Consider the following 26,657-nt stretch of genomic DNA (forward strand, 5'->3'; position numbering starts at 1 on the left):
CAGGGCTGCGCCCGGCACCCGCGGTAGTGCAGGCCGCTGGCCGGCAACGGCAACGGCAGAAGCTGGTTTCCTGCAGCAGGGCGGGGTGGGTCCGGTTGCAGGGGACGCTGCAAGTACCCCTCCGGGGCCCGGCCCAGCCGCTGGCGGCTGTGCGTTCGGGCGCTTGCGAAGCAGTGCTTCGCAAGCAAAGCGCCTTCACCCATGTAAGCTCGGTCGCCGCTTGCTCGTGTGCGCTGTCCTGCGCACACGGCAAGACCGGGGTTGGGCGTCCTGCCCAACCCGCCCGAGGCATGCCTCGGGCCCATGGCGCTCACGCCCCTGCAACCGGACCCACCCCGCCTTGGAGAGGTTCCTGCGACATGTCTTGCGGGCGTTCTGCGCTGCTGTTGGTGGGTGTCGACCTTGGTCGACACGCTTTTCCCAAGGGTCAGAAGGGGTTCAGTGCCACGCGCTGAATGCGTGCCCCGGACGGGTAGACTGTGGCTCTTGCTCACGTGAAGACTGGTTGCCCGATGTCCGCCAAACTCCGCTGGTTGCCCCTGTTGTGCCTGGCCCTGGCGGGCTGCAGCCAGCTGGAGAATCCGGGCAATGTCACCGCCGCCGACAAGGCCGCGCGCGCGCCGGCCAGCGATGGCGAGAACATGGTGTCGATCAATGCGGCTGACGCACCGCCACCGCCGGCGCCGCCGCGCAGCCGGGCGGATCGGCCGTGGCCGCAGGCGCAGTTGGAGAATGGCCGCGCCTGGGTCAGCTGCAGTACCGAGTACGCCGGTGAGGCGGGCGATGGCGTCGAGCTGGAGGGCCTGCAGCGCGAGCAGATCACCCAGGCGCTGACGCCGTGCGCCGAACGTGGCCTGATGCGTGTGCGTTACGCCGGCAAGATCAATCCGGGCTTCGCCGAGATGATGTGGCGACTGGCCGTGGTCGCTGACGAGCAGAAGATCCACAAGCGCATCCTCGACCTGGATTCCAGCGGCGGCCAGGTGGAATCGGCGATCGTCGCCGGCGACAGCATCGGTGAATCGGGCTGGACGATCTGGGTGCGCGAGGGCTCGATCTGCCACAGTGCCTGCGTGTTCGTGCTGGCCGCCGGTGACAACCGCCTGCTGTCGGGCAAGGTCGGCATCCATCGCATGATGCGGATCAGCTCCAAGGCCACCTCGCGCGCGGAACTCAATCGCGAGCTGCACGAGGTCTACGACAACGTGAAGGACTACCTGCAGCGCAACGGCGTGGCGGTGGGTGTGGCCGACCTGATGATGACCGTGCCCAACCGCAGCCTGCGCCTGCTCACCCCGGACGAGCTGCGCCAGTACGGCCTGGATGGCACCAATGCGGTGCAGGACGATCTGGAGCGGATCAAGCAGATGCGCGCCTGTGGCGATGACTTCGTGCAGCGCAAGGACGCGTTCCTGATCGCCTTCGACCAGCAGTGCAAGCGCGAAGGCGCCGACATGGAATCGATCAACAGCTGCGGCCAGGCACTGAAGCAGCGCTTCGGCTTCCCGGATGCGGTATGCCCGGAAGAAAGCCCACTGTCGGAGATCGATGTGGCAACGCTGCCACCGGCACCGTCGGAGCCGCCGCCGGTGGCCGAACAGGCGCCAGTGAACACCGCCGCGCCCGCCGCGCAGGCTGATGCGGCAGCGGTGGAGGGCAACGCCCCGGCACGCTGACGGCATAGTCACCGCGCTGGCGTAGACTGCGGTTCTCTCCAGAAAACCGGCGGTGTCCATGAAGCGCGTGCTCCTGCTGCTGTCCCTGCTGCCCCTGACCGCATTGGCGCAGGCACCTGCGCCGGCCACGCCTGCACCGGCTCCGGCACGCCCGGCCCCCGCATCGCCGGCGGCTGCGAAACCGGCCACCGCCGGTGCTCCGGCGTTGACCGCCGCGCAGCAGGCACAGGTGCAGAAACAGGATGCGGAAATGGGCGCGGCTGCAGTGAAGGCGGCGCAGCTGGTTGACACCAACCGCGCCGGCGAATTGTGGGATGGCGCTTCGGCCGTCGCGCGCCGCGCAGTACCAAAGGCCGCCTTCGTCAGCCAGTTGACCACCGAGCGCACGCGCCTGGGTGCGCTGGCCGGCCGCGGCCAGCCGACCATCACCCGGGTCAAGTACAGCGCCGGTGCCGCGGTGCCGGAAGGGCTGTACATCAACGTCAGTTTCCCGACCCGTTTCGCCAACAGCGCACAGCCGGTGCGCGAGCTGGTCTCATTCCGTTTCGACGAGGACCAGGTGTGGCGCCTGGCCGGATACAGCCTGCGTGCGTCGGCACCCTGAGGGTCGTTAGCAGGTAATTCATTGGCGGAGCCATTTGCAGAGATGCTTGGAAAAACAACGATGCAATATCATCTGACCGAGGGTCAGCTTAATAGTCCGGCTGCCGCTTTGGCTGTCGCTGGTCTGTCAACGCGCGTGGGATTTGCGCTCCCTGAAAGTTACATTGAATTCTTCAAGGCCCACGATGGCGGTGAGGGATTCATTGGTGACAACTACATTATTTTCTGGAAAGTCGAAGAAGTGGTCGATTTCAATCGTGAGTATGAGGTCGAGACATATGCTCCGGGAATATTCCTGTTCGCTTCCAATGGCGGAGGTGAGGGGTATGGGTTTGACACATTTGATGTGGCAATGCCGGTGGTTCGGGTTCCCTTCATAGGTATGGATCGTCAGTATGCGATCTCGGTAGCGCGGGACATTCCCGATCTGTTTGCTCAGCTGGCAGAACAGGATGATTGATCTGGATAAGCATTCGCGTCCCAGGGGCATGGAGTTGTTCGAGATCAAGCCCGTTATCGTTGGCGGTGATCCGTTCTGTCCAGAGAATAAAACGTGGTTGACGAGACAGCAGCACTTTGAAGCTGTGCGGTACTGGAACCGAATTATCAGCAGTCTGCGTAATGAGTCGAAGTAATTAAGGATCCTCCGTTCAACCTGTCGCCCTGTGGATGAGCAAATGGCAACTGAACTGACAATGCTGGCCTGGTCGATCGTGCTGGGCTTCGTCTACATCTTCGCCACCTCCACCGTGGTCACCCGCGAGCGCGGGATGAAGTGGAATGCCTCGGCACGCGACGGCGAGGCCAAGCCGGTCAGTGCGCTGGCCGGTCGCCTGCAGCGTGCGCAGGCCAACTTCCTGGAGACGTTCCCGTTCTTCGCCGCCGCCGCCATCGCAGTGGTGGTGGCCGGTCGCGGCAACGACACCACGGCACTGGCCGCGCAGGCCTACTTCTGGGCGCGCGTGGTCTATCTGCCGCTGTACGCCGCAGGTGTGCCCTATGTGCGCAGCCTGGTGTGGGCGGTGTCGCTGCTGTCGATCCTGGCGCTGGTGTTCGCGTTGTTGTGATCCCGGCCTGATCCAGATCAAGGCCGGTCAGGTGCGTAGCGCTATGCTGGCCCGGACTGAATCAACGGCAGGAGGCGCGCATGCGCAGGATGGACGTGGTGGTGGTCGGCGCCGGACCGGCGGGTCTGTGCTTCGCGCGTGCGCTGGCCGGTAGTGGCCTGCAGGTCGGGCTGGTCGAAGTGCAGCCGCGCCAGGCGCTGGCCGAGGCCGCCTTCGATGGCCGGGAGATCGCGTTGACCCATGCCTCGCGGCAGAGCATGGAGCAGCTGGGGCTGTGGCAGCGCCTGCCGCAGGCCGAAGTCGCCGAACTACGCGATGCCAGGGTGATGAACGGCGGCTCGCCGTTCGCGCTGACCTTCGCCAGCAGCCAGGTCGACGGCCAGCCGCTGGGCTGGCTGGTGCCCAACCATCTGATCCGCCGCGCTGCATGGGATGCCGTGCAGGGGCAGGACGGCCTGGAACTGTTCGACGGGCGCAAGGTGCTGGGCGTGCAGGCCGATGCGCAGGGCCAGGTGGTCAAACTCGATGACGGCAGCCAACTTCATGCGCGGCTGCTGGTGGCCGCTGACAGCCGCTTCTCCGCCACCCGCCGCATGCTTGGCATCGGTGCGCAGATGCGCGACTTCGGCAAGTCCATGCTGGTGTGCCGCATGCAGGTCGAGCGCGACCATCACCACACTGCCTGGGAATGGTTCGGCTACGGCCGCACGATGGCGTTGCTGCCGCTCAACGAGGGCCAGGCATCAGCAGTGATCACGCTGCCGCCGCGGCAGATTGAAGAACTGCTGGCGATGGATGAGGTGGCCTTCGGTGAAGCCATCAGCGGTTGCTTCGAACACCGCTTGGGCCGCATGCAGCCAGTGGCCACGCCACAGGCGTATCCGCTGGTGGGTGTGTACGCGCACCGTTTTGTCGGCGAGCGTTCGGCGCTGATCGGCGATGCCGCCGTCGGCATGCACCCGGTCACCGCGCATGGCTTCAACCTGGGCCTGGCCAGCGCACAGCGGCTGGCGCAGGGCATCGTCGCGCAGCAGCGTCGCGGTGCCGACATTGCCGCCGCCGGCATGCTGGCGAGCTACCAACGGGGTCACCGGCTGGCGTCGCGGCCGCTGTACGAGGCCACCAATGCGATCGCCAGCCTGTACACCGACGATCGCCGCCCGGCGCGGCTGCTGCGGGCGGCCGGCCTGCGCCTGGCGCAGGGCGTGGCACCGTTCAGGCAGCTGATTGCCTCGCACCTGACCCAGCGCGTAGCCTGAACAGCCTCACATCAGCCGGCGGCCAGCACCCGGATCTGGCTGTCGGCGAACTCGACCACCTGGCCTGCGCGGATCTTGCAGGCCTTGCGCAGTTCGACTTCGCCGTCGACCCGCACCAGGCCTTCGCTGATGACCATCTTGGCTTCGCCGCCGCTGGTGACCAGGTCGGCCAGCTTGAGCAGCTGCTTGAGTTCGACGTAGTCACCGTCGAGGTCGAATTCGAGAATCTGCATGGAGCGGGGTTCCTGGGAAGAGGGGCGCAGGCCAGCGGCCGGGCCGGGAAGAGGGCGCGTATTGTGCGCCAGCACGGGGCATGACGGCACGCGCACGGAAAGCTGTACGCCTCGTTCAGGATCAATGCGGTATCATCCCGCTCTGAGCGAGTGAAATCTCCTCCGACCGAGCAGCGCCAGGGCACGCGATAAGAAGGGCGCCCAAAGCGCGGACCATCCCTTTTTTATCGCACTGCCAGGAAGACGGCAGTGCCTTCGGAGTTCCCCATGTCCCAAGATTCCCAAGCGCCGCTGCAGTTCGCGCAGCTCGGCCTGTCCGAGCCCGTGATGCAGGCGGTCACCGCCATCGGCTACGAAACCCCGTCGCCGATCCAGGCCGCCACCATCCCGGCGATGCTGGAAGGCCGCGACGTGCTGGGCCAGGCCCAGACCGGTACCGGCAAGACCGCCGCGTTCGCGCTGCCGGTACTGTCCAACATCGACCTGCAGCAGATCAAGCCGCAGGCCCTGATCCTGGCGCCGACCCGCGAACTGGCCATCCAGGTCGCCGAGGCGTTCCAGTCCTACTCGTCGAAGATCCCGGGTTTCCGCGTGCTGCCGGTGTACGGCGGCCAGCCTTACGGGCAGCAGCTGTCGGCGCTGCGCCGTGGCGTGCATATCGTGGTCGGTACCCCCGGTCGCGTGATCGACCACCTCGACCGCAGCACCCTGGACCTGTCCGAGCTGAAGACCCTGGTGCTGGACGAAGCCGATGAAATGCTGCGCATGGGCTTCATCGACGACGTCGAAGCGGTGCTGAAGAAGCTGCCGGAGCAGCGCCAGGTGGCCCTGTTCTCGGCCACCATGCCGCCGCAGATCCGCCGCATCGCGCAGACCTACCTGCAGGACCCGGTGGAAGTGACCATCGCGGCCAAGACCACCACCTCGGCCAACATCCGCCAGCGTTACTGGTGGGTGAGCGGCATGCACAAGCTGGATGCGCTGACCCGCATCCTGGAAGTCGAGCCGTTCGACGCGATGATCATCTTCGCGCGCACCAAGGCCGGCACCGAAGAACTCGCCAGCAAGCTGCAGGCCCGTGGCCTGGCCGCTGCCGCCATCAACGGTGACATGCAGCAGGCCCAGCGTGAGCGCACCATCGCCATGCTGAAGGAAGGCAAGCTGGACATCCTGGTTGCCACCGACGTGGCTGCGCGCGGCCTGGACGTGGAGCGCATCAGCCACGTGCTGAACTACGACATTCCGTACGACACCGAAAGCTACGTGCACCGCATCGGCCGTACCGGCCGTGCCGGCCGCAGCGGCGAGGCGATCCTGTTCGCCACCCCGCGCGAGAAGGGCATGCTGCGCCAGATCGAGCGCGCCACCCGCCAGCCGATCGAAGAGATGCAGCTGCCGAGCGTGGAAGCGGTCAACGACACCCGCATCAACAAGTTCACCTCGCGCATCACCGAAACCCTCGGTGCCGGCGGCCTGGACTTCTACCGCCAGCTGCTGGAGCGCTTCGAGAACGAGCAGAACGTGCCGGCCATCGAGATCGCCGCCGCGCTGGCCAAGATGCTGCAGGGTGACACCCCGTTCCTGCTGCAGCCGCCGGTGCGTGCCCCGCGTGAAGAGCGCGCCCCGCGCGAGCGTTTCGACCGTGGCGACCGTCCGGAGCGTGGCGATCGATTCGACCGCAACGAGCGTGGTCCGCGCTTCGAGCGTGGCCCGCGTCGCGACGACGCCGAAGGTGGTTTCGAGCAGCGTCCGCGCCGTGAGGTTCCGCCGCGTGGTGCACCGGAGCAGGGCATGGAGACCTACCGCATTTCGGTGGGCCACCAGCATGGCGTGAAGCCGGCCAACATCGTCGGCGCCATCGCCAACGAAGCGGGCCTGGAAAGCCGCTTCATCGGCCGCATCGACATCCACGACGACTTCTCGCTGCTGGACCTGCCGGCACAGATGCCGCCGGACGTGCTATCTCACCTGCAGAAGGTGTGGGTGTCCGGCCAGCAGCTGCAGATGCGTGCGCTGGCTCCGGGTGAAGACACCAGCCCGGCCCCGCGTCCGTTCAAGCCGCGCTTCGACAAGCGTGGCCCGGGCGGCCCGGGTGGCCCGCGTCGTGGTGGCCCGGGTGGCCATGGTGGCGACCGCGGCGGTGACCGCGACAGCCGGCCGCCGCGTCGTGACGGCTTCAAGCCGCGCGGCCCGCGCAGCTTCTAAGCCGCACCCGCAGCCGTCCATAACAACGCCAGCCCCCGGGCTGGCGTACAGGAAAAGGGGACGGAGGGGATTAAGTCGTAAATGGCAGGCCATGCGCTTATGCCGAAAACGACTTAATCCCCTCCGTCCCCTTTTTCGCATGGCCCACACATTGCCGGTCATAGGCTGGGCCGGTTCCAAGGCAGGTTGTCACCGCAGCACATTCGGGGGGATCCGGGATGGGTAGAAGTGGCACGGACCAGCAGAGCCGGCGGGTGCCGATGACCCGTGGGCTGGGATTTCGCTTTGCGTTGTTGACGGGCATGGCGATCGGGTTGGTCGCGTTGTCCGCGTTGATCCAGGAACTGCAGGCAGCCTCGACGGCCTGGATTGCCGGCCAGGGGTACTGGTCACGAGGGCAGCAGGATGCAACCGCTGCGCTGAGCCGCTACCTGGCGCGTGGCCACGCCCAGGACCTGGATGACGCGCGCCAGGCGCTGCGGATTCCATTGGGTGATCTGCAGGCCCGGCTGGCGCTGGAACAGGCGGTACCGGACGAGGAAAAGGCCAGGCAGGGCTTCCTGCAGGGTGGCAACGCGCGCGCCGATATCCCACGCCTGGTGTTCTCGTTCCGCCATGCACGCGACATCGGTGCATTCCGGGAAGCAACCACGCTGTGGCGACAGACCGACGATGATCTGTTGGCCGTGCAGCGGCTGGTTGCCGAGCTGCAGTCGGGGCACGCCCAAGGCGTGCTGCCAGCGGCGGACCGCGATCGGTACCTGCAACAACTGCGTGATCTGGACCGGCGGCTGCAGGTGCAGGCGCAGGCATTTTCGCAAGCGTTGCTGCGCATGGCCACGATGGTACGGATCGCCACGCTTGTGGTCGGCGGGTTGTCGGTGCTGGCGATCAGCCTGATGGCGGTGGCCCTCGCGCGCCGCGTCGGCAAGGACCTGACCGAGCATGAAAGCCGCTTCCGTGCGGCCTTCTACCAGGCCAATGTCGGCATGCTCAAGCTCGACACCGACGGCAAGGTGATCGAAGCCAACCAGGCGATGGCCGACATCCTCGACTACCGACGCGACGTGCTGCTGCAGATGTCGCTCGGCGATCTGTTGATGGAAGGCGAACTGGTCATCGATGGCGTCGGCCGCATCGACTGGGACCGGCAGCTGCGGCCGAGTGAACTGCGCTTCTGCCGCCGCGATGGCAGCCTGGTGTGGGGGCGCTGGAGTGGCACCGGCGTGCGCAGCGCGGGAGGCGGCCTGTCGGTGTTTGCGATCATCGAGGATGTCAGCCAGAACCATGCATTGGCACGTGAGATCGAGCATCACGCCAGCCACGATCCGCTGACCGGCCTGATCAACCGCCGCGAGATCGAGCGGCTGCTGGAGCGTGCGCTGCTGCAGGTACGCAGTGATGGCGGTACGCATGCGCTGTGCTACATCAACCTGGACCACTTCAAGCTGGTCAACGACAGCTTCGGCCATGCCGCCGGTGACCAGATGCTGCGCAGCTTCGCCGACTATCTGGTGGCGGCCGTGCGTGACGGTGACTGGGTCGGCCGCCTGGGCGCCGACGAGTTCGCCGTGTTCCTCGCCCATGCCGGGCAGGACGAAGCCAAGCGGGTGCTGCAGCGGGTGATCCGCAACCTGGGCCAGGCCACGTTTCCGATCAGCGAGGGCAGCCCGCAGCTGAGCTGCAGCATCGGCGTGGTCGAGGTCAGTGCAGATGCGCCGGACGTGAACTGGTTGATGAGTGCTGCCGACAGCGCCTGCTATGCCGCCAAGCAGGCCGGGCGCAACCGCGTGCACTGCTTCAATGAGAACCGCATGGCGCTGGAGGAGCGGCGGCAGGAGGCCGAGCGCCTGCAGAGCGTCAGCCTGGCGATGGCCGAGAATCGCATACTGCTGTATGCGCAGCGCATCGCCCGCGTGGGCGATCCGTCCTACCTGCACTACGAGGTGCTGGTGCGCATGCGTGGTACCGATGGCAGTCTGCATCTGCCCGGCCAGTTCATGCCGGCGGTGGAGCGCTATGGCATGGCAGTGGCGCTGGACCGGCACGTGCTCGGGCTGCTGTTCCGCCACCTGCAGGTGTGCCCGGCGCACGTGCGCCAGCTGGGCCTGTGCAACGTCAACGTGTCCGCGCAGTCGATCGCCGAGCCGGGATTCCTCGCCTTCGTCTGCGACCTGCTCGAGCGCAACCGCGCGCTGGCCTCCAAGTTGTGCTTCGAGATCACCGAGACCGCGGCGATCAGCAACCTCAGCCAGGCCCGCGCCTTCATCGATGCGGTGAAGGCACGGGGGTGCCGGATGGCGCTGGATGACTTCGGCTCCGGCCTGTCTTCCTTCGGCTACCTGCGCCAGTTGCCGGCGGACATCCTGAAGATCGACGGCGCCTTCGTGCGCGACATGGATACCGACCCGGTCAGCCACGCCACGGTGCGCGCGATCAGCGAGCTCGGGCGCGAGCTGCAGATGGAAGTGGTGGCCGAGTGGGTGGAGACCGCCGAGGTTGCCGGTGCGCTGACCCGGCTTGGCGTGCAGGGGCTGCAGGGCTATGCCATCGAACGGCCGCAGCCGCTGGAGCGGCTGACCCTGGTCGATCTGCGCCCGGTACGGCTGGTCGCGGTGAAGGGGCCGCCGGCGGCTGGCTGAACCGCGGGCGCCGACTTTGGTCTACACATGCGCGGCGTGCCCGGCTGCGATAATGCGCCCCAGGGGCGGCGCGCAGTGGGCGCGGACGTAAGCAGGAACAGGACGTGGCGTGGGCGGCAGGCAGTGGCGGTATGGAACAGGAGCGGTGCTGGCCGTCCTGATGGTGTGGTTGGCGTTGCCGTGGCCGCTTCAGGCTGCAGAGGCCGTGTCGGGCCATGATTATCTCCTGGTCGGCGGCGCTACCGACGAGCCGACGCCGCACCGCGCATGCACGCCGCAGATGCTGTCCGGCGCCCGCCAGCAGGTGCTGGTACCGGCTCCGCCGCAGGGCTGGTCAGGGCAACCGCAGGCGCTGGACGTGTTCAACGTCTTTGCCGGTGAAGTGCGCGTCCAGCATGGCGACCGCGAGATCTGCGGCAACATGCACGACGCGCGCACCCGCGATTCACGTTTCCGGGCTGGCATCGGCCTGGTGGCGGTACCGCCGGCCGGCAGCCATGAGCCGTTCCTGGTCTCCTGGCAGACACCGCTGAAGGCACGTTGGGTACCGACCCTGCGGCTGGGCGCGCCCAGCCCGGTGCAGCAGAACGACACCGCCCGCCTGCTGGTGCGCGCGGCCTGCATCGCGGTGGCGATCGCGCTGGCGCTGTCGGCGTTGATGGCCTTCCTGACCACCCGGGACCGCAGTTTCCTGGTCTACATCGCCGGCACCACCGTGATGGTGCTGTGGCAGGCCATCCTCGGCGGGCTGAGCGGTTATCCGGAACCCTGGCTGCCGGTGGGCGAGCACGGCGCCTGGTGGCTGCTGGCGCTGACCGCTGCGACCCAGGCACTGGTGCTGCCGGCGCTGTGGCGGCTGAACGGAGGCGACCGCGTGCTGCCTCGATCGCGCCCGGCCCAACTGGCGGTGTTGTGGACCCTGATGGCGCTGGCCGTGCTGGTGCCGTGGCTGCGCTGGGAGCATCTGGCCTGGGTCGCGAAGGGCTTGCAGGTGTCCTATCTGGCCGGATGTGGCCTGGCACTGATGGTCGGCGTCTGGGCACGCTGGCGCGGCGACCGTTGGGCACAGGCGGGTCTGGCCGCGCTGGCACCGATGCTGGTACTGATCATCGCCGATGCCTGTGGTGCTGCGTGGCTGCTGGAATACCGGGTGGAGGCGCTGCAGCTGGCGGTGACCTGGCTGTTGATGATGGCCGCGTATGCGTTGAACCAGCGGCTGGGCCGGCTGCGCCAGCAGCGTGATGAACTTCGCCAGCTGGCCGAGACCGATGGCCTGACCGGGCTTCCCAACCGTCGCGCCGGACTGCAGCAGCTGGCCCGCCATCTGGAACGGGTGGACCGTGAGCGCGGCCCGTTGGTGATCGGCTTCCTCGACATCGACCTGTTCAAGGACATCAACGACCGCCACGGCCACGCAGTGGGCGACCAGGTGCTGGTGGCGGTGGCGCGTGCCCTGCGCGCGGCGGTGCGCAGCCAGGACGAAGTGGTGCGGATGGGCGGCGAAGAGTTCCTGCTGCTGATGCCCGGCATGCCGCGCGAGGCGGCGTCGGCACGGCTGGACCGCCTGCGCCAGCGCATCACCGAGGCTGGCCAGGCCCTGCAGGTGCCGGGGCTGGAGGTGACCGCCAGCATCGGCCTGGCGCAGTGGCGACCGGGCGAGGACGATCTGGCCGGGCTGCTGCGGCGCGCCGACCATGCCATGTACGTGGCAAAGCGGGCGGGCCGCAACCGGGTCTTCGACGGTGAGGAGCTCGATCCGCCCGCCCTGGCATGAAGCGCAGCGGGCGGCGATGCCGGATAATGGGCCGATGACCACCCGACTCAACAAACATATCGCCGACACCGGCTTCTGCTCCCGCCGCGAGGCCGATCGCCTGATCGCCGCGCGCCGCGTTACCGTCAACGGCCATCCGGCCGGTACCGGCGCGGTGGTGGGCGAGGAAGACCAGGTGCTGGTCGACGGCCAGCCGCTGCGCGCCCGCGTGGCACGCAAGCCCGGCGCCCGCCGCCACGTCTACATCGCACTGAACAAGCCGGTAGGCGTCACCTGCACGACCGAAACTTCGGTCAAGGGCAACATCGTCGACTTCGTCGGCCACGAACAGCGCATCTTCCCGATCGGCCGCCTGGACAAGGAATCCGAGGGGTTGATCCTGATGACCAGCAACGGCGACATCGTCAATCAGATCCTGCGCGCCGAAAATGGCCACCAGAAGGAATACCTGGTGGCGGTGAACAAGCCGGTCACCGATGAGTTCCTGCGCGGCATGGCGCGCGGCGTGCGCATCCACGACCAGATGACGCTGCCGTGCAAGACCTCGCGCATCGCCAAGTTCGGCTTCCGTATCACCCTGCAGCAGGGCCTGAACCGGCAGATCCGCCTGATGGCCGCCGAATTCGGCTATCGCGTGACCCAGCTGCGCCGCGTGCGCATCGACAACATCAAGATCGGCGCGCTGAAGCCGGGCCAGTGGCGCAACCTGACCGAGCAGGAACTGCAGGGCCTGCTGCCGAAGCAGCTGGACTGGTAACGCGCGGTAGTGCCGGCCGCTGGCCGGCTGCTCCAGGCATCGAATGCGCGCGGGATGCCGGCCAGCGGCCGGCACTAGCCGTTGTGCGGATTACGCGCGGGCATCAGCTAGACTTTGCAGTGACCTGCCGGAACGTGACGCTGCATGATCAAGCCCGACAAGCCTGCCAACGAAGCCCTTCGGCTCCAGGCGCTGTACCGCTACCGGATCCTTGATTCGCAGCGCGAGAAGTCATTCGACGACCTGGTGGCGATTGCCAAGGCGGTCTGCGGTACCTCGATGGCGGCGGTGACCCTGATTGACGTCGAACGGCAATGGTTCAAGTCGATCCAGGGCATCGACGCGGCGGAAAACCTGCGCAGCGAATCGATGTGTGGCCACGCCATCCTGCAGCCGCACGAAATCATGGTGGTCGAGGATGCGTTGCAGGACGTCCGCTTCCACGACAACCCGGTGGTGACCGGCGACCCGCACATCCGCTTCTACGCCGGTGCGCCGCTGATCAGTTCCGATGGCCTGCCGCTGGGTACGCTGTGCGTGTTCGATGCACAGCCGCAGCACCTGCCCAGCGACAAGGCCGAGGCGCTGGCCGCGCTGTCACGGCAGGTGATGCTGGTGATGGAGCTGCGCCGTTTCGCGCTCGACATCCAGAAGCACATGCTGGAACGCGATGACTACGAGCGCCTGCTGTCGGAATACCAGGACGTGCTGCTGGCGCAGAATGCCGACCTGGCCGAACAGAGCCGCACTGATGCGCTGACCGGCCTGCCCAACCGCCGCGCGATGGCGGCGGCACTGGAAGAGGCGGTGGCGGAGATCGATGGGCAGCCGGGAGTAGCCTGCGTGGCCCTGCTGGACATCGATCATTTCAAGCACATCAATGACTTCCAGGGCCACGCCACCGGCGACCGGGTACTGGCCGAGCTGGGTGTGCTGCTGCGTTCGCATTTTGCCGGCCGTGGCATGGCCGCGCGCTATGGCGGGGAGGAGTTCGTGGCGGTGATGCCGGGCACTGATCTGCGCACGGCCGAACTGCAATGCGAGTTCCTGCGCTTGGCCGTGGCGGATCTGCCGCTGGGATTCCCGGTCACGATCAGCATTGGTGTGGCCCAGCACCAGCCCGGTGAAAGCGTGGATGAGATGCTGGCGCGCGCCGACAAGGCGCTGTACCGGGCCAAGGGCAACGGTCGCAACCGGGTGGAGCTGGCGGGCTGAAACACCGGCGGTTCGCGCGCTGAATGCATGCGACGCGTGGATGATTCGATGCCGCTCCAGTAGATTCACGCCATGCGTGGATGCTCTTCCCGTTTCACCTGGCGTCGCAGCTCCTGCGATCAGAACCGGCCAGCATGACGTCCTTGTTTCCACGGACACCAGCCATGCTGCAGACCCTGGCCATCGCCCACTATCGCTCGCTGCACGGGCTGGTACTGCCGCTGCAGCCGTTGAACGTGGTCACCGGTGACAACGGCAGTGGCAAATCCAGCCTGTACCGCGCGCTGCGCCTGCTGGCGGAAACCGCCCAGGGCGGCGTCGCGGCGGTGCTGGCCCGCGAAGGGGGACTTGGTTCGGCGCTGTGGGCCGGCCCCGAATCCATCGATCGCCGGGTTGCGGCCGGCGATATCCCGCTGCAGGGCGGGCCCCGGCAGGCGTCGGTGGGGCTGAAGCTGGGATTCACCACCGACGAGTTCGGCTATGCCATCGACCTGGGCTACCCGCCACCCAGCCGTTCCGCGTTTGCGCTGGATCCGCAGATCAAGGCGGAGGCGATCTGGGCCGGGCCGTTCCTGCGCAGCGCCAACCTGCTGGTCGATCGCCGTGGGGCAATGGTGCGGCAACGCCATGCGCACGGCTGGGATCTCGTGGATGACCGGTTGTCACTGTTCGACAGCCTGTTCACCCAGGTCGGCGATCCGCAGCGCATGCCGGAAACCATCGCCCTGCGTGAGTACATCCGTCGCTGGCGCTTCTACGATCATTTCCGCAGCGACGCCGATGCCCCGGCGCGACAACCGGCGATGGCAACGCGCACGCCGGTGCTGCATCACGACGGCCGGGATCTGGCGGCGGCCTGGGTGACCATTCTCGAGATCGGAGATCCGGTTGCGTTGGCACGCAGTGTCGATGATGCCTTCCCCGGCGCCACGGTCGGCTTCGAAGAGCTGGACGGTCGACTGGCCCTGCGATTCCACCAGCCCGGGCTGCTGCGGCCGTTGTCGATGGCCGAATTGTCTGACGGTACCCTGCGATTCCTGCTGCTGGCCGCGGCACTGCACACGCCGCGGCCACCGCCGCTGCTGGTGCTGAACGAGCCGGAGACCAGCCTGCATCCGGACCTGCTGCCGGCGCTGGCGCGGCTGATCATCGCCGCCAGTGCGCGCAGCCAGGTGTGGGTGGTGTCACACGCCAGCCGGCTGATCGCGGCGTTGGAGCAGGCGCCGGGCTGCCACTCGCTGCATCTGCACAAGGAACAGGGCCGCACGCTGCTGAGCGGGCAGGGCCTGCTGGATGCGCCGGCCTGGCATTGGCCGCAGCGCTGAGACATCGATCCGGAACCGGCAGATCCACGCCATGCGCGGATGCACTCAATCGGCGATGTTGCGTGCTTCGGCCGTGCCAAGGATTTCCGGGTGCTGCACCGGCTTGCGGCGGTTCAGCAGCGGATGCAGGAACACCGCGCCGACAATGATGGCCACGCCCAGGTAGAACCACGGCGTGACCTCGTGCTGCTCGCGCAGCAGCACCACCGCCAGCACCACCGCATAGACCGGCTCCAGGTTGGTCACCAACTGCACCGTATAGGCGCTCAGGTGGCGCAGTGCGACCAGGGCCAGGGCGAACGGCAGCAGCGTGCAGAACCCGGCCAGCACCAGCAGCAGGATGCTGTCGTGCAGATTCGGGACCACCCACAGCGGGCTGGCCAGTGCTGGCAGCAGGTAGGGCATCAGCGGTGCCAGCAGGGTCAGGGTGAGGGTGCCGGCACCCAGCTCCAGGGCGGTGACCGTGAGCGGATCGGCGTGGCTGACCATGCGCTTGTTGAGCGAGCCGAACACCGCCACCAGCAGCGCCGATATCGCGCCGATCAAGACCCCCAGGCGCATGCCATCGGGCACGCCACCGACCACCAGCGCAACACCCGGCAGCACCGCCAGGCCGAACGCCAGTTCACGTAGCTGGAACGGCCGCTTGGCGACCCAGGGTTCGATGATCGAGGTGAACACCGGGGCCAGTGCAATGCAGGTGGCGGCCACCGAGGCATTGGCCAGTTTCACCGCGCCGTAGAAGGTCAGCCAGTGCAGGGCGACCAGCGCACCGATGCCGGCGTAACCGGCCACCAGCCGCAGGGGCAGGGTGCGCAGCCCGCGCCAGACCCGCGGCAGCAGGGCCAGCATCGCCGTCACCAGCAGCATGCGCCACCACACCAGCGGCAATGCGGGCAGGGTGATCAGCTTGCCGAGGATGGCGGTGACGCCCCACAGCAGGACACAGAAGTGGATCTGCCACAGCGCTTTGCGGGTGTCGGGTGTGCTCATCCGCCTATTGTGAGGCAAGGCGAACGTCGCAGCGCTACCCGCGTGCGGGATCGCTGCCCTGGCCAACCCGCCGCTGCAGTGCCATCGCCGCCGCTGGGTTGCGTGCCTTGCCCGCGCCGATGCACAGCAGGTAGACCTCGCGCGGGGTTTCCGGAGCTGGCGCGGCCAGGCAGGGCAGGTCATCCACCGGTTCGCCGCGTGACCAGCGGCGTGCGCGTTCGGCCCAGCGCTGCTGCACGGGCGCCGGCAGGCCCTCGTTCAAGCGCGCCTGGCTGCGCTTGATCCGCGCATAGACGAAGCCGGCACTGACATCGCCGTGCAATGGCGCCTCGTCGCTGTCCTCGATCACCAGCGCCACGCCATGGCGGCGGGCGGCGTCGACCAGTGCCGGGCCATGTGCCTCGGCGTTGCGGACCTCCAGCGCATGCTGCAGCGGCACCCCGTCCAGCTGCTTAGGCAGCTGTGCCATCAGCCGTTCCAGTGCTTCGGCGCCGGCCGGATGCCGTGGATCGAACTGCCACAGCAGCGGGCCCAGCCGGTCACCGAGCGCAGTCGCCGCCTGCAGGAAGGGCGCGGCCGCCTCGACCGTACTGGACAGGTCGCGGCGCTGCACCAGGTAGCGTGGCGCCTTCATCGAGAACCGGAAGCCTTCCGGCGTCTGCGCGGCCCACTGCGCGCACTGCGCGGCGGTGGGCGTGCGGTAGAAGGTGCCGTTGATTTCGATGCAACGCAGCGCACGGCTGGCATGGGCCAGTTCTTCACGCTGCGGCAGGCCCACGGGGTAGAAAACGCCGCCGCGCCATTCGGGAAACACCCAGCCACCGATGCCGCAGCGGATCGTTCCGGCGGTCACTGGCCGTGGTCCGCGCGCCACGGGTCGTAACTGCCGAACCACCACAGGTAGCCTTCCGGGTCGGCGCAGGCATAGCCACGGCCGCCGTAGTCCTGGTCGGCGATGTCGATGACGATTCGGGCACCGGCGGCCTTGGCCCGGGCGTAGTGCGCGTCGGCATCGGTGACGATCACGCAGGCACTCTGCGTCTGGCGGCCGCCGACCTCATCAGGCATCGCCGCATGCTCGCTCCACGCGCTCTGGTTGCTGGCCGAGCCCAGCATGATCATGCCGGTGCCGAAGGTCAGCTGCGCATGGAACACCGTATCGCCATCGGCGTAGACGGCCTGGGCATGGAAGCCGAAGGCGCGCTGCAGCCAGTCGATGGCAGCCTGCGCATCGCGGTAGCGCAGGCACGGAATGATGGTGGAGCCGCTGCTCGGTTGGCCGTTCCCGCCCATGACACCCCTCCTATGGCACAGGGCAGGGTGCAACGCAGAACGTTACCATCCCGCGAAACCCCGGTGACGGCCTGCACATGGCCGCCACCCCTGTTCGGAGATCGTGCTGGATGAAACCCTGGATTGGAGGAGCCGTGCTGCTGGCGTGCACGACCATGGCGAGCGCTGCCACCCCGGCGCAGTTGCAGGAGCTGGATGCAACCGTCGAGCGCGTGCGCGCGCAGTTCGACGTGCCCGGTATTGCGGTGGCGGTGGTCAAGGATGGCGAGGTGGTGCTGGAGCGCGGCTGGGGCGTGCGCGAGCAGGGCAAGCCGGAACCGGTGCAGGCCGATACGCTGTTTGCCATTGCGTCCAACACCAAGGCGTTCACCGCCACCTCGCTGAATCTGCTGGCCGAGGACGGCAAGCTGAAGATGGACGACAAGGTGATCGACCACCTGCCGTCGTTCCGCATGTCCGATCCGTTCGTGACCGGCCAGATGACGATCCGCGACCTGCTGTCGCATCGCAGCGGACTGAGCCTGGGCGCCGGTGACCTGTTGTTCTGGCCGACCACCTCCTACAGCAATGCCGAAGTGGTGGAACGGCTGGGCAAGGTGCCGCTGAAGGGTGGATTCCGCGAGGGCTATGCGTACGACAACATCCTGTACGCGGTCGCCCAGCAGGTGATCGAGCATGTTTCCGGCATGAGTTACCAGCAGTTCCTGCAGACCCGCATCTTCGACAAGGTGGGCATGGCCGGCACGCGCTACAACGCCGATCACCTGAAGCCAGGCGACAAGGCCGCGGTCGGCCACGCCAAGTACGATTTCAAGGACCTGCGCACCGTCGCGCCGCTGACCTGGTCGAACAATGCCGGCGCCGGCGGCATCTATTCCAGCGCGCACGACATGGCGCGCTGGATGCAGGTGCAGCTGGCCGAAGGCAAACTGGCCGACGGCACGCCGTTGTTCACCGAGAAGAGCCAGCAGCAGATGTGGCGGATGATCACGCCGCAGTCGATCCCGGCGCCGAGCGTGCCGGAGCTGGCACCGGCGCGGGCCAACTTCGCCGGCTATGGCGAAGGCTGGAGCCTGAGCGACTACCACGGGCGGAAGCTGGTCTGGCACACCGGTGGCTGGCCGGGCATGGTTTCGCGGCTGACCCTGGTACCGGGCGAGAAACTGGGCGTGGTGGTGCTGACCAATCAGGAAGTGGGCGCGGCGTTCAATGCGATCACCCTGAGTGTGCTCGATGCCTACCTGGGCGGTGAAAAGCATGACTGGGTGGACGCCTATGCCAAGGCCGTGGCCAAGGGACAGGACAAGGCCGACGAGGCGTGGGCCAAGCACCAGAGCGCGCGCGACAAGGGCAGCAGGCCGTCGCTGGCGCTGGCCGGCTACACAGGCACGTTCCGCGACCGCTGGTATGGCGACATGCAGGTCAGTGCCGAGGGCAAGGGACTGCGCCTGCGCTTTGCCAGGACCGCGCAGCTGAGCGGACGCCTGGAGCACTGGCAGCACGACACCTTCATCGTGCGCTGGGACGACCGTTCGCTCAACGCCGACGCGTTCGTGAACTTCAGCCTGGACCCGGATGGCAAGGTGCACGAGGTGCGCATGCAGCCGATTTCCGACCTGACCGATTTCAGTTTCGATTTCCAGGACCTGCTGTTCACCCCAGTGAAATGACGCCGCCGAGCGTGGCCCGGCGCTGACGTTCGACGAATCCGATGGGTAGTGCCGGCCGCTGGCCGGCAACCTCAAGATCCCTGGCTGCTTCGCAAGGTTGCCGGCCAGCGGCCGGCACGACCGCAGCTGCAGCGATCGTCGGTCGGCGTACACATGCGGCATGGGATACTCCGCCAGCTAAAGATGGCGAGGGAATGCGATGTTCCGTTGGTTTGAATCCCTGATTCCGGTGTTCCCGCCCGTGGACGGGCGGATGCCTCCGCGCAAGGTGCTGCCGTTCTACCTGCACTACCTGCGCCCGGTGTGGCCGGTGCTGCTGGCCACGCTCATCGCCGGCCTGCTGCTGGCGCTGGTGGAAGTGGCGATGTTCGATTACCTGGGCCGCATCGTCGACATGGTCGCCGAGCAGCCCGGTGCCGACTTCTTCAAGCGCCATGCCAACGACCTGGGCTGGATGCTGTTCATCACGGTCATCGCGCGTCCGATCCTGGTCGGCCTGCACAACCTGCTGGTCAACCAGGCCATCGTGCCCGGCCTGAGCAACCGCTCGCGCTGGTTGATGCACAACTATGTGGTGCGGCAGAGCCTGAGCTTCTTCCAGAACGACTTCGCCGGCAGCGTCGCCAACCGGGTGATGCAGACCGGTACCTCGCTGCGCGAGTCGGCGGTGCAGATGGTCGATTCGCTCTGGTACATCGTGGTCTATACCGGCACCGCGCTGTACCTGTTCGCGCAGGCCGACTGGCGGCTGATGGTGCCGCTGATCCTGTGGCTGCTGGCCTATGCGTTGATCATGGTCTACTTCGTGCCGCGCGCGAAGGAACGGGCCTGGATTGCGTCCGAAGCGCGTTCCAAGGCGATGGGCCGCATCGTCGATGGCTACACCAACATTCCCACGCTGAAGCTGTTCGCCCATGGCGGGCGCGAGCAGGCCTACGTGGCCGAGTCGATCCAGGAACTGGCGGTCAAGCACCGCGCGCAGACCCGGGTGACCACCGGCATGGACCTGACCATCGCCATCGTCAACGGTTTCCTGATCGCCGGTACCTGTGGGCTGGCGCTGTGGCTGTGGAATGGCGGCCACATCACCGTCGGTGCGATCACGCTGGCGACCGGCCTGGTGATCCGCATCCACAACATGTCCGGCTGGATCATGTGGACCATCAACGGCATCTTCGAGGACATCGGCACGGTGCAGGATGGCATCACCACCATCGCCCAGCCGCTGACCGTGCAGGACCGCGAGGATGCGGTGCCGTTGCAGGTGACCCGTGGCGGCGTGCATTTCCAGGACATCCACTTCCACTACGGCAAGAAGGGTGGCGTGATCGCAGGCCTGGACCTGGTGGTGAAGCCGGGCGAGAAGATCGGCCTGGTCGGTCCTTCGGGTGCCGGCAAGTCGACCCTGGTCAATGTGCTGCTGCGCCTGTACGACCTGGAAAGCGGCCGCATCCTGATCGACGGCCAGGACATTGCCTGCGTCACCCAGGAAAGCCTGCGCCAGCAGATCGGTGTGGTCACCCAGGACACCTCGCTGCTGCATCGCTCGATCCGCGACAACCTGCTGTACGGCCGTCCAGACGCGACCGATGAGCAGCTGCGCGCTGCGGTGGCCAAGGCGCGTGCCGAAGCCTTCATCGACACGCTGGTGGACGGGCAGGGGCGTCGCGGCTACGACGCGCATGTCGGCGAGCGTGGCGTGAAACTCTCCGGCGGCCAGCGCCAGCGCATCGCCATTGCCCGCGTGCTGCTGAAGGACGCTCCGATCCTGGTGCTGGACGAAGCAACCTCGGCACTGGACTCGGAAGTGGAAGCGGCGATCCAGGACAGCCTGGATGAGCTGATGGGCGGCAAGACGGTGATCGCGATCGCGCACCGGCTGTCGACCATCGCGCGCATGGACCGGTTGGTGGTGATGGACCAGGGACGCATCGTGGAGACCGGCACCCATGCCGAGCTGATTGCGGCCGGTGGCCTGTACGCACGGTTGTGGGCGCGGCAGACCGGTGGATTTGTTGCTGCCGATCAATGATCGCTTCGGGGTCGGATCCCTTTCTGCAGGAAAGGGCTCTGACCCCAGCGTGTTTCCGGAGACCTGCATGATCCGCCCCCTGCGCTCCCTGTTGCTGGCACTCAGCCTGGTTACCACGGTTGCCACGGCTGCGCCGGCACCCATGGACGGCGACCAGCTCGAGCAGGTCGTCCTGCTCAGCCGTCACAACCTGCGCGCGCCGGTGGTGGCCTCCGGCGCGCTCGCCAATGCGACGCCCGAGACCTGGCCGCGCTGGGAGGTGGCACCGGGCGAGCTGACCACCAAGGGAGGCGTGCTGGAGGTCTACATGGGCCGCTACATCGCCCAGTGGCTGCGCCAGGCGCAGCTGTTGCCGGTGTCGGGTTGCCCGCAGGAGGATGACTTCCACGCGTACGCCAACAGCCTGCAGCGCACCCAGGCCACCGCGCAGTTCTTCGTTGCCGGTGCTTTCCCGGGCTGCCATGTTGCGGTCGAACAGCGCATGCCGCTGGGCTCGATGGATCCGTTGTTCGATCCGGTGATCCGCCGCGACGACGCGGCATTCCGCACGCGCGCGCTGGAGTCAATGCAGCGAGCGCTGGCCGCAGTGGACCTGGCACCGGCTTTGTCCGTGGTGGAGGAGATCACCCGCTATCCGCAGTCGACGGCATGCAAGGGGCACAGCGACTGCCATCTGGCGCTGGCCGATACCACCTTCAGTACGGAACCGGGCAAGGAGCCTCGCGCGTCCGGATCACTGGCGCTGGCCAGCGGGCTGGTCGATGCCTTGTTGATGGAGCACTACCAGGGCAGTGGCATCCCCCGCGAAGGCTGGGGCCGGTTGACCACCGAGGCGCAATGGCAGGCGCTGGCGCAGATCCGCAACCGCTACCAGGACATCCTGTTCGGAACGCCCGAGGTGGCGCGTGATGTGGCCGCTCCGCTGCTGACAAGAGTGAATGCGTTGTTCGACGACCCGGCGTCGCCGAAGGTGACCCTGCTGGTCGGTCACGATTCCAACATCGGCTCGGTGCTGGCGGCGTTGGGAATCAGCGACTACAGCCTGCCGGGGCAGTACGAGAAGACACCGATCGGTGGCCTGCTGCAGTTCGAACGCTGGCGTGATCGCCACAGCGGGGTGGAACGGATCCGCCTAGCCTACATCTACCCGACCACCGCGCAGCTGCGCGATGCGCTGCCGCTGGCCAACGCGCAGCCGCCGGGCCGCGTCGTGCTGCGTGTGCCGGGGTGCGCGGCTCAGGAGTGCACCGTCGCCGAGTTCCAGCGCCTGCTGCATCCGAAAGCCCGCTGAGGCGCGCTGCTAACGCAGCGGCGTGCGCACGATGCCATGCGTGGCCATCAGCGTAAGGTCGCCGCCCAGCCGTGGCGAGTGGAACGGGCCGCGTGCATGCGCGGCATCGAACAGGCCGCTATCCGGTGATCGCAACCGGTAGAACTCGACCCAGCCGCTGGCCTGCAGGGGCAGCTGTGCAACGCCGGTGTGCTGGTTGAACCATGCAGGGTCCTTGCTGCCTTCGATGACGCGGCGGGCAAGGCGGTCAATTGCATGGTCCTTGCTGGCATACCAGTCCTGGCCGCGCAGCCGCGCCAGCTCGGCCATCATCACCAGTGGCGCCAATGCGTAGTCGTGATAGTGCAGGGCACGCTGTCCACGGGTCATCTCCAGCGGCAGGCTGCCATCGCCCTGGATGTCATCGATGCCTTTCTGGAATGCGGCGTGGCCTGCCTGCCACAGGGCATCGTCGTCGGTGGCCAGGCCGGTGGCCAGCACGCCCAGCCCGCCCCAGTAGTAGTGGTTGTTGCGGCGCCGTTTCGGATTGTCCCAGTACGCCAGATTGGCCCGTGCCAGCTTCTGCAGCCACGGATCGATACGCGCACGCTGCTGCGGGTTGGCCTGGTCATGCACTTTCAGGTACGCCATGGCTACCGCATCGAGCATCCACTGACGCATGTAGAACGACTGATCGTTGTTGACCCGGATCATCTGCCCGAGCATGGCGCCGTCGTCGGCCCACGCACCCAACCAGCTCAGCGTGCACTGTGCCGCTGCCGGGTCACTGGTGCGCAGGTAGTCATCGCTCATGCGCGCGACGTCGGCGGCATAGCGGTCCAGCGGCGCAGTGGCGTCCTTGTTTTGCTGGTGCAGTACCGGGTCGATCACCGAGCCGACCTTGTCGGTGTAGTAGCCAAGCGCGCGGATGTCCGGCTGGCCGGGCGGCGGTGCGGGGCAGGCGGCGAAGGCACCCGCACTGGCCATCAGCGTGGGCAGCAGGGCGAGGCGCAAGGGGAGAGACATTGGAAACCGGCGGAAGGGAAATCCGGCGAACGATGCGCCTGGCCATGTTGCCGGCATGTGATGCGGAGATGGCCTGGCGTTCCCCCACAAACAGATCGGCCCGGGTTTCCCCGGGCCGCTCCGCTTCATCTCACACCGTCCCGATCACTCGATCGGCTGGTCCAGCATCAGCTGGCGTGCGAAGCGCACCGGCGGCGCGCCGTAGGACAGCATTTGGTCGTGGTAGGCCTTCAGGTTGAACTTGTCGCCCAGCTTGTCCTGCATCGCCTTGCGGGTGTCGAAGTGTTCCTGCGCACCGACGAAGTAGGTCGGCAGCTGCGCCGAGGTCAGCTGCGCGCGCACCCACTTGCCCGAGGCTTCGCTTTCCTGCTGGAACGCATCGTGGGTCATCAGGTGCATCGCCTTCTCGCGATCCCAGTTGTCCACGTGCACGCCCTGGTCGAGGATCGCGTTGGAGATCGTGCGCAGGTAGAACTTCAGCTGCACCAGGTGGAACAGCGGGTCGTTGTTGAGGTAACCCTGCTCCTGCATCATGCGCTCGGTGTAGACCGCCCAGCCTTCGGCGAACAGGCCTGAACGCAGCACCGCACGCAGGGTGGAGGGGAACTTGGCCGAATGCCAGCCTTCCAGGTAGTGGCCCGGGGTGCCTTCGTGGATGCTCAGCAGGTGGATCATGCGCGAGTTGTACTCACGCAGGAACGAGTCGACCTGCTTGTCGTTCCAGTCGTCCGGAATCGGCGACACGGCGTAGAAGGTCTTCAGGTTCTTGTCCAGCGGACCCGGTGAATCACAGTAGGCCACGGCCACGCCACGCTGGAATTCCGGCATCAGGATGATGTCCACCGGCGCGTCGGGCAGCGTCATCAGATCGTGCTCGCGCACGAACGCGGTGGACTGCTCCAGTGCGGCCTTGGCATCGTCGACGACCTTGTCGCGTGCCGGCTTGTCGGCGTAGGCCAGCTCCAGCGCAGCTTCAATGGCCTTCTGCTGCTGCTCGTCGGTCGGCTGGGCCGGCATCTCCGGCGCACCCGGCTTGTCCTTCAGCACGGTCTGCGCGATGCCGTACATGTCTTCGCGCACGCGCTTGAGTTCAGCGCGTGCACGCTCACCGATCTCCTGGCGCGACAGCGAGGAGCTCAGCGCGAACTTCAGCTTCTGGTCGTACTTTTCCGCACCGATGCGGAAGTCGCCCTTGGCATTCGGCACCAGGGTCTTGTCCAGCCAGGTCTGCTGCTCGTCCACCGCCTTCTTCAGGCCGTCGATGGCGGCCTGCAGACGCTGCTGGTCGGCCTGCGGCAGTTCACCGATGTGGGGGGTGATGAAGGTATCGACGATGCTGAGGATGCCCTTGTTCTGCTTGGCCACCGTCTCGGCATGGATCTTCGGCACGCGCGCCGGATCCAGGTTCTCGCGGGCCTGGGCGAAGATCGCCGGCAGCTTTTCCATGCGCGCGGTGGCCGACTTCAGGCGCTCCGGCAGCGGCGCGAACTCGCGCGCCATCAGGCCGTAGATCGCGCTGCCGGCGATGCCGTTGTACAGCTGCGGGTCCCACTTGCCGGACTGCAGCACTTCGGCGTTCCATATTTCCGACTGCAGCTGGTTGCGCAGGATCGCCGCGTCTACCTGGTTCTCGCGGCCCAGCTTGGCCACCTCGATCTTGTCCAGCTCGCTCAGCAGCGCCTTGTAGGCTGCCAGGGTCTTCTGCTGGCCGGCGGCACTGAGGTCGTCAAGCTCGCTGTCGTAGCGGTGGTCACCGATCTGGGTAGCGCTGACCGGCGACAGCTGCATCCAGGTGTCCAGGGCGCGCTTGGACAGGTCGGCGAAGGCGGCATCGACCGCCGCGTCACCGGCCTGCTGGCTGGTGGCCGGAGTGGAAGCGTTGGTCGGGGCGTCGGCCGGCTGGCAACCGGCCAGGGCGGCGACCAGGGCGAGGGCAAGAAGATGCGGGCGCATCGGCGTTCCTGTACGGGGTCAAACCCTGAGCATAGGGCCGCGTGGCTGCTTTGTCCCCGTGCCATAGGATTACCATGGGCGCAGACAAGGACCCTCCAAAGGAGCGCAGAACATGGAATACCAGGGAAGCTGCCATTGCGGCAGGATCGCATTCACCGTACAGGCCGGGGCGCCGATCAGCGACGTCATCGACTGCAACTGCTCGATGTGCCGCCGCCGTGGCAGCCTGTTGTGGTTCGCCCCGCGCGAAGCGTTCCAGCTGAGCACCGATCCGGCGGACGTGGCCACCTACCACTTCAACAAGGCCCACATCGACCATCACCATTGCCGCGAATGCGGCATTGCCCCCTACAGCGAGGCGGTGGATCCGCGCAGCGGTATGCCGATGGTGGCGGTGAACGTGCGCTGCGTGCCTGCAGTGGATCTGGCCACGCTGGCGGTGACCTCCTACGACGGGGCCGCACTGTGAGGCCGGTGCGCGCGTGGATGTGCATGGCAGCAATGCCGGTGCTGCTGCTGGCGCTGGGCGCCTGCGCCAAGCAGGGCGACATGGAGGCGGATGCGGGCGCCACGGCGGCCGAGGCTGCCATCGCTTCACCGGAAGGCGCATTCCTCGCCTACGAACACGACGTGCAGGTGCAACTGGAAGCGGCGCAGATCGCACCGCGCATCCAGCAGGTGGCACTGGCCTGCCAGAGCGCGAAGTTCGGTGACTGCGCGGTGCTGCAGGTAGACCAGCGCAGTGGCGAGCAGCCCAGCGGCGAGGTCAAGGTGCGGATTGCACCGAAGGGCACCGAGCCGTTGATCGCGTTGGCCGGTGAGGGCGGCACGCTGCAGTCGCGCAACACGCGTGCCGAGGACCTCGCGCAGGCCGTGGCCGACACCGCACTGACCAAGGCGCGGCTGGAGAAGGAACACGCGCGGCTGCTGGCCTACCAGGACCGCAAAGACCTGAAGATCGAGGACCTGATGGCGATCACCACGCGGCTGTCCGAGATCGAGGCGGGTGTCGAGCAGGCCAGCAAGGATGCCGCGCAGCAGCGCCGGCGCATCGATACCCAGCTGGTGACGATCCATTTCGATACCACGTCCGGCCAGCGCAGCCGCAGCGAGATCGGCGAGGCGCTGAGCGAGTCGGGCAGCATCCTCAGCACCAGCGTTGCGTTCCTGATCCGCGCCGTCGCCGCGCTGCTGCCGGTGGCGGTGCTGGCCTTGATCGCGGCCTGGGGTGTGCGTGCATGGTGGCGCCGCCGCCGTCGCAAGCTGCCGCCCAACCTCTGAGGTGGAGGCTGATGCCGGCAGCCCGCCGGCATCAGCCCTCGTCGGTCTCGTACTCGACGAACACATCCAGCTCCAGCGCCAGTTCCTGCACTGCGTCGCGCACCTTCTGCGCGGTGCTTTCATTGCCGACTTCCACTTCCAGCTCATGGATGCCCGGGCCGATGTCGTCGGACAGCCCGGCCGAGCTGGAATCGTCGTCGTCCATGTGCGGCATCAGATCGTCGGTTTCCTCGACATGCTCGATGCCCTCCAGGCCGAGCAGCAGGTCGCTGATGGCACGGGCGTCGTCTTCAGTTCCGGTGATGCGCAGTCGCAGCATGGCCATGGCGTAGGTACGTTGTGGAGTTGCCTGCAGCCTAGCCAGCGCCGGGCAAAGAACGGGT

The 26,657-nt window shown here is 67.0% G+C and carries 23 protein-coding genes; 16 read left to right on the forward strand and 7 right to left on the reverse strand.

Annotated elements, in window-relative coordinates:
• Positions 1–512: 512 nt before the first annotated feature.
• The 5 genes from AC5P6X_RS00105 to ubiM all read left to right on the forward strand — a co-directional run bounded on the left by AC5P6X_RS00105 (position 513) and on the right by ubiM (position 4,605).
• Positions 513–1,676: a COG3904 family protein gene (locus tag AC5P6X_RS00105; protein WP_088436629.1), complete on the forward strand. Its 1,164-nt coding sequence runs from the start codon at positions 513–515 to the stop codon at positions 1,674–1,676.
• A gap of 58 nt (positions 1,677–1,734) precedes the next feature.
• The gene (locus tag AC5P6X_RS00110) at positions 1,735–2,280 is read left to right on the forward strand and encodes a DUF4019 domain-containing protein (RefSeq protein ID WP_088436630.1); all 546 of its coding nucleotides are present in this window, start codon (positions 1,735–1,737) and stop codon (positions 2,278–2,280) included.
• Between the two features lie 60 nt (positions 2,281–2,340).
• Positions 2,341–2,739, forward strand: coding sequence for an SMI1/KNR4 family protein (locus AC5P6X_RS00115; protein WP_075674959.1), 399 nt, complete (start codon positions 2,341–2,343; stop codon positions 2,737–2,739).
• 217 nt (positions 2,740–2,956) lie between these two features.
• The gene (locus AC5P6X_RS00120; protein ID WP_099605747.1) at positions 2,957–3,346 is read left to right on the forward strand and encodes an MAPEG family protein; all 390 of its coding nucleotides are present in this window, start codon (positions 2,957–2,959) and stop codon (positions 3,344–3,346) included.
• Positions 3,347–3,426: 80 nt separating this feature from the next.
• A complete protein-coding gene (ubiM, locus tag AC5P6X_RS00125) occupies positions 3,427–4,605 on the forward strand; it encodes a 5-demethoxyubiquinol-8 5-hydroxylase UbiM (RefSeq protein WP_099605748.1) in 1,179 nt (392 codons plus the stop codon).
• A gap of 11 nt (positions 4,606–4,616) precedes the next feature.
• On the opposite strand, the gene AC5P6X_RS00130 is transcribed toward ubiM, so the two are convergent.
• A complete protein-coding gene (locus AC5P6X_RS00130; RefSeq protein WP_005408703.1) occupies positions 4,617–4,838 on the reverse strand; it encodes an RNA-binding S4 domain-containing protein in 222 nt (73 codons plus the stop codon).
• Between the two features lie 267 nt (positions 4,839–5,105).
• Here AC5P6X_RS00130 and AC5P6X_RS00135 point away from each other — a divergent pair, with 267 nt between their 5' ends.
• The 6 genes from AC5P6X_RS00135 (at position 5,106) to AC5P6X_RS00160 (ending at position 14,756) form a co-directional block, all read left to right on the forward strand.
• Positions 5,106–7,043, forward strand: a complete 1,938-nt coding sequence (locus tag AC5P6X_RS00135; protein ID WP_049448305.1) for a DEAD/DEAH box helicase — start codon at positions 5,106–5,108, stop codon at positions 7,041–7,043.
• Positions 7,044–7,261: 218 nt separating this feature from the next.
• The gene (locus tag AC5P6X_RS00140; protein ID WP_329755876.1) at positions 7,262–9,685 is read left to right on the forward strand and encodes a putative bifunctional diguanylate cyclase/phosphodiesterase; all 2,424 of its coding nucleotides are present in this window, start codon (positions 7,262–7,264) and stop codon (positions 9,683–9,685) included.
• A 109-nt stretch (positions 9,686–9,794) separates the two neighbouring features.
• Positions 9,795–11,459, forward strand: a complete 1,665-nt coding sequence (locus AC5P6X_RS00145) for a sensor domain-containing diguanylate cyclase (protein ID WP_329755875.1) — start codon at positions 9,795–9,797, stop codon at positions 11,457–11,459.
• A gap of 34 nt (positions 11,460–11,493) precedes the next feature.
• Positions 11,494–12,216 (forward strand): pseudouridine synthase, encoded by a 723-nt coding sequence (locus AC5P6X_RS00150; protein ID WP_005408708.1) that lies wholly within the window; start codon positions 11,494–11,496, stop codon positions 12,214–12,216.
• A gap of 144 nt (positions 12,217–12,360) precedes the next feature.
• A complete protein-coding gene (locus tag AC5P6X_RS00155) occupies positions 12,361–13,431 on the forward strand; it encodes a sensor domain-containing diguanylate cyclase (protein ID WP_049448299.1) in 1,071 nt (356 codons plus the stop codon).
• Between the two features lie 164 nt (positions 13,432–13,595).
• Positions 13,596–14,756: an AAA family ATPase gene (locus AC5P6X_RS00160; RefSeq protein WP_049417946.1), complete on the forward strand. Its 1,161-nt coding sequence runs from the start codon at positions 13,596–13,598 to the stop codon at positions 14,754–14,756.
• Positions 14,757–14,801: 45 nt separating this feature from the next.
• On the opposite strand, the gene AC5P6X_RS00165 is transcribed toward AC5P6X_RS00160, so the two are convergent.
• The 3 genes from AC5P6X_RS00165 to AC5P6X_RS00175 are packed head-to-tail and all read right to left on the reverse strand — an operon-like array spanning position 14,802 to position 17,042.
• The gene (locus tag AC5P6X_RS00165) at positions 14,802–15,749 is read right to left on the reverse strand and encodes a DMT family transporter (protein ID WP_005408711.1); all 948 of its coding nucleotides are present in this window, start codon (positions 15,747–15,749) and stop codon (positions 14,802–14,804) included.
• A gap of 34 nt (positions 15,750–15,783) precedes the next feature.
• Positions 15,784–16,602, reverse strand: coding sequence for a DUF72 domain-containing protein (locus AC5P6X_RS00170; protein WP_088436636.1), 819 nt, complete (start codon positions 16,600–16,602; stop codon positions 15,784–15,786).
• Positions 16,599–17,042 carry a VOC family protein gene (locus AC5P6X_RS00175; RefSeq protein ID WP_005412719.1) on the reverse strand — a complete coding sequence of 148 codons (444 nt, stop codon included), beginning with the start codon at positions 17,040–17,042 and terminating at the stop codon, positions 16,599–16,601. Before AC5P6X_RS00175 ends, AC5P6X_RS00170 begins: the two co-directional genes overlap by 4 nt.
• 110 nt (positions 17,043–17,152) lie before the next feature.
• On the opposite strand from AC5P6X_RS00175, the gene AC5P6X_RS00180 reads away from it, so the two are divergent.
• The 3 genes from AC5P6X_RS00180 to agp all read left to right on the forward strand — a co-directional run bounded on the left by AC5P6X_RS00180 (position 17,153) and on the right by agp (position 22,035).
• On the forward strand, positions 17,153–18,712 hold the full coding sequence (locus AC5P6X_RS00180; protein WP_088436637.1) for a serine hydrolase: 1,560 nt from the start codon (positions 17,153–17,155) through the stop codon (positions 18,710–18,712).
• A gap of 199 nt (positions 18,713–18,911) precedes the next feature.
• Positions 18,912–20,744 carry a multidrug efflux ABC transporter SmrA gene (gene smrA / locus AC5P6X_RS00185; RefSeq protein ID WP_088436638.1) on the forward strand — a complete coding sequence of 611 codons (1,833 nt, stop codon included), beginning with the start codon at positions 18,912–18,914 and terminating at the stop codon, positions 20,742–20,744.
• Positions 20,745–20,811: 67 nt separating this feature from the next.
• Positions 20,812–22,035, forward strand: a complete 1,224-nt coding sequence (gene agp, locus AC5P6X_RS00190; protein ID WP_088436639.1) for a bifunctional glucose-1-phosphatase/inositol phosphatase — start codon at positions 20,812–20,814, stop codon at positions 22,033–22,035.
• Between the two features lie 9 nt (positions 22,036–22,044).
• Here the strand turns inward: agp and AC5P6X_RS00195 are convergent, their stop codons facing one another.
• Together AC5P6X_RS00195 and AC5P6X_RS00200 are read right to left on the reverse strand one after the other, a co-directional pair.
• Positions 22,045–23,040, reverse strand: a complete 996-nt coding sequence (locus tag AC5P6X_RS00195; RefSeq protein WP_108270491.1) for a polysaccharide lyase — start codon at positions 23,038–23,040, stop codon at positions 22,045–22,047.
• Between the two features lie 144 nt (positions 23,041–23,184).
• On the reverse strand, positions 23,185–24,993 hold the full coding sequence (locus tag AC5P6X_RS00200; RefSeq protein WP_099605756.1) for a DUF885 domain-containing protein: 1,809 nt from the start codon (positions 24,991–24,993) through the stop codon (positions 23,185–23,187).
• Between the two features lie 112 nt (positions 24,994–25,105).
• On the opposite strand from AC5P6X_RS00200, the gene AC5P6X_RS00205 reads away from it, so the two are divergent.
• The gene (locus AC5P6X_RS00205; RefSeq protein WP_012479600.1) at positions 25,106–25,462 is read left to right on the forward strand and encodes a GFA family protein; all 357 of its coding nucleotides are present in this window, start codon (positions 25,106–25,108) and stop codon (positions 25,460–25,462) included.
• 23 nt (positions 25,463–25,485) lie between these two features.
• Positions 25,486–26,274: a DUF4349 domain-containing protein gene (locus AC5P6X_RS00210; RefSeq protein ID WP_049448286.1), complete on the forward strand. Its 789-nt coding sequence runs from the start codon at positions 25,486–25,488 to the stop codon at positions 26,272–26,274.
• A gap of 31 nt (positions 26,275–26,305) precedes the next feature.
• On the opposite strand, the gene AC5P6X_RS00215 is transcribed toward AC5P6X_RS00210, so the two are convergent.
• On the reverse strand, positions 26,306–26,599 hold the full coding sequence (locus AC5P6X_RS00215; RefSeq protein WP_005408721.1) for a hypothetical protein: 294 nt from the start codon (positions 26,597–26,599) through the stop codon (positions 26,306–26,308).
• Positions 26,600–26,657: the final 58 nt, after the last annotated feature.

This window comes from Stenotrophomonas sp. YJH_SMC_40 (assembly GCF_059368615.1).

Excerpts from the sequence above, each read along its gene's own strand:
- AC5P6X_RS00105 (WP_088436629.1), top strand. The coding sequence starts at position 513 with ATGTCCGCCAAACTCCGCTGGTTGCCCCTGTTGTGCCTGGCCCTGGCG.
- AC5P6X_RS00110 (WP_088436630.1), top strand. The coding sequence starts at position 1,735 with ATGAAGCGCGTGCTCCTGCTGCTGTCCCTGCTGCCCCTGACCGCATTG.
- AC5P6X_RS00115 (WP_075674959.1), top strand. The coding sequence starts at position 2,341 with ATGCAATATCATCTGACCGAGGGTCAGCTTAATAGTCCGGCTGCCGCT.
- AC5P6X_RS00120 (WP_099605747.1), top strand. The coding sequence starts at position 2,957 with ATGGCAACTGAACTGACAATGCTGGCCTGGTCGATCGTGCTGGGCTTC.
- ubiM (WP_099605748.1), top strand. The coding sequence starts at position 3,427 with ATGCGCAGGATGGACGTGGTGGTGGTCGGCGCCGGACCGGCGGGTCTG.
- AC5P6X_RS00130 (WP_005408703.1), bottom strand. The coding sequence starts at position 4,838 with ATGCAGATTCTCGAATTCGACCTCGACGGTGACTACGTCGAACTCAAG.
- AC5P6X_RS00135 (WP_049448305.1), top strand. The coding sequence starts at position 5,106 with ATGTCCCAAGATTCCCAAGCGCCGCTGCAGTTCGCGCAGCTCGGCCTG.
- AC5P6X_RS00140 (WP_329755876.1), top strand. The coding sequence starts at position 7,262 with ATGGGTAGAAGTGGCACGGACCAGCAGAGCCGGCGGGTGCCGATGACC.
- AC5P6X_RS00150 (WP_005408708.1), top strand. The coding sequence starts at position 11,494 with ATGACCACCCGACTCAACAAACATATCGCCGACACCGGCTTCTGCTCC.
- AC5P6X_RS00155 (WP_049448299.1), top strand. The coding sequence starts at position 12,361 with ATGATCAAGCCCGACAAGCCTGCCAACGAAGCCCTTCGGCTCCAGGCG.
- AC5P6X_RS00160 (WP_049417946.1), top strand. The coding sequence starts at position 13,596 with ATGCTGCAGACCCTGGCCATCGCCCACTATCGCTCGCTGCACGGGCTG.
- AC5P6X_RS00165 (WP_005408711.1), bottom strand. The coding sequence starts at position 15,749 with ATGAGCACACCCGACACCCGCAAAGCGCTGTGGCAGATCCACTTCTGT.
- AC5P6X_RS00175 (WP_005412719.1), bottom strand. The coding sequence starts at position 17,042 with ATGGGCGGGAACGGCCAACCGAGCAGCGGCTCCACCATCATTCCGTGC.
- AC5P6X_RS00180 (WP_088436637.1), top strand. The coding sequence starts at position 17,153 with ATGAAACCCTGGATTGGAGGAGCCGTGCTGCTGGCGTGCACGACCATG.
- smrA (WP_088436638.1), top strand. The coding sequence starts at position 18,912 with ATGTTCCGTTGGTTTGAATCCCTGATTCCGGTGTTCCCGCCCGTGGAC.
- agp (WP_088436639.1), top strand. The coding sequence starts at position 20,812 with ATGATCCGCCCCCTGCGCTCCCTGTTGCTGGCACTCAGCCTGGTTACC.
- AC5P6X_RS00195 (WP_108270491.1), bottom strand. The coding sequence starts at position 23,040 with ATGTCTCTCCCCTTGCGCCTCGCCCTGCTGCCCACGCTGATGGCCAGT.
- AC5P6X_RS00200 (WP_099605756.1), bottom strand. The coding sequence starts at position 24,993 with ATGCGCCCGCATCTTCTTGCCCTCGCCCTGGTCGCCGCCCTGGCCGGT.
- AC5P6X_RS00205 (WP_012479600.1), top strand. The coding sequence starts at position 25,106 with ATGGAATACCAGGGAAGCTGCCATTGCGGCAGGATCGCATTCACCGTA.
- AC5P6X_RS00210 (WP_049448286.1), top strand. The coding sequence starts at position 25,486 with ATGGCAGCAATGCCGGTGCTGCTGCTGGCGCTGGGCGCCTGCGCCAAG.
- AC5P6X_RS00215 (WP_005408721.1), bottom strand. The coding sequence starts at position 26,599 with ATGGCCATGCTGCGACTGCGCATCACCGGAACTGAAGACGACGCCCGT.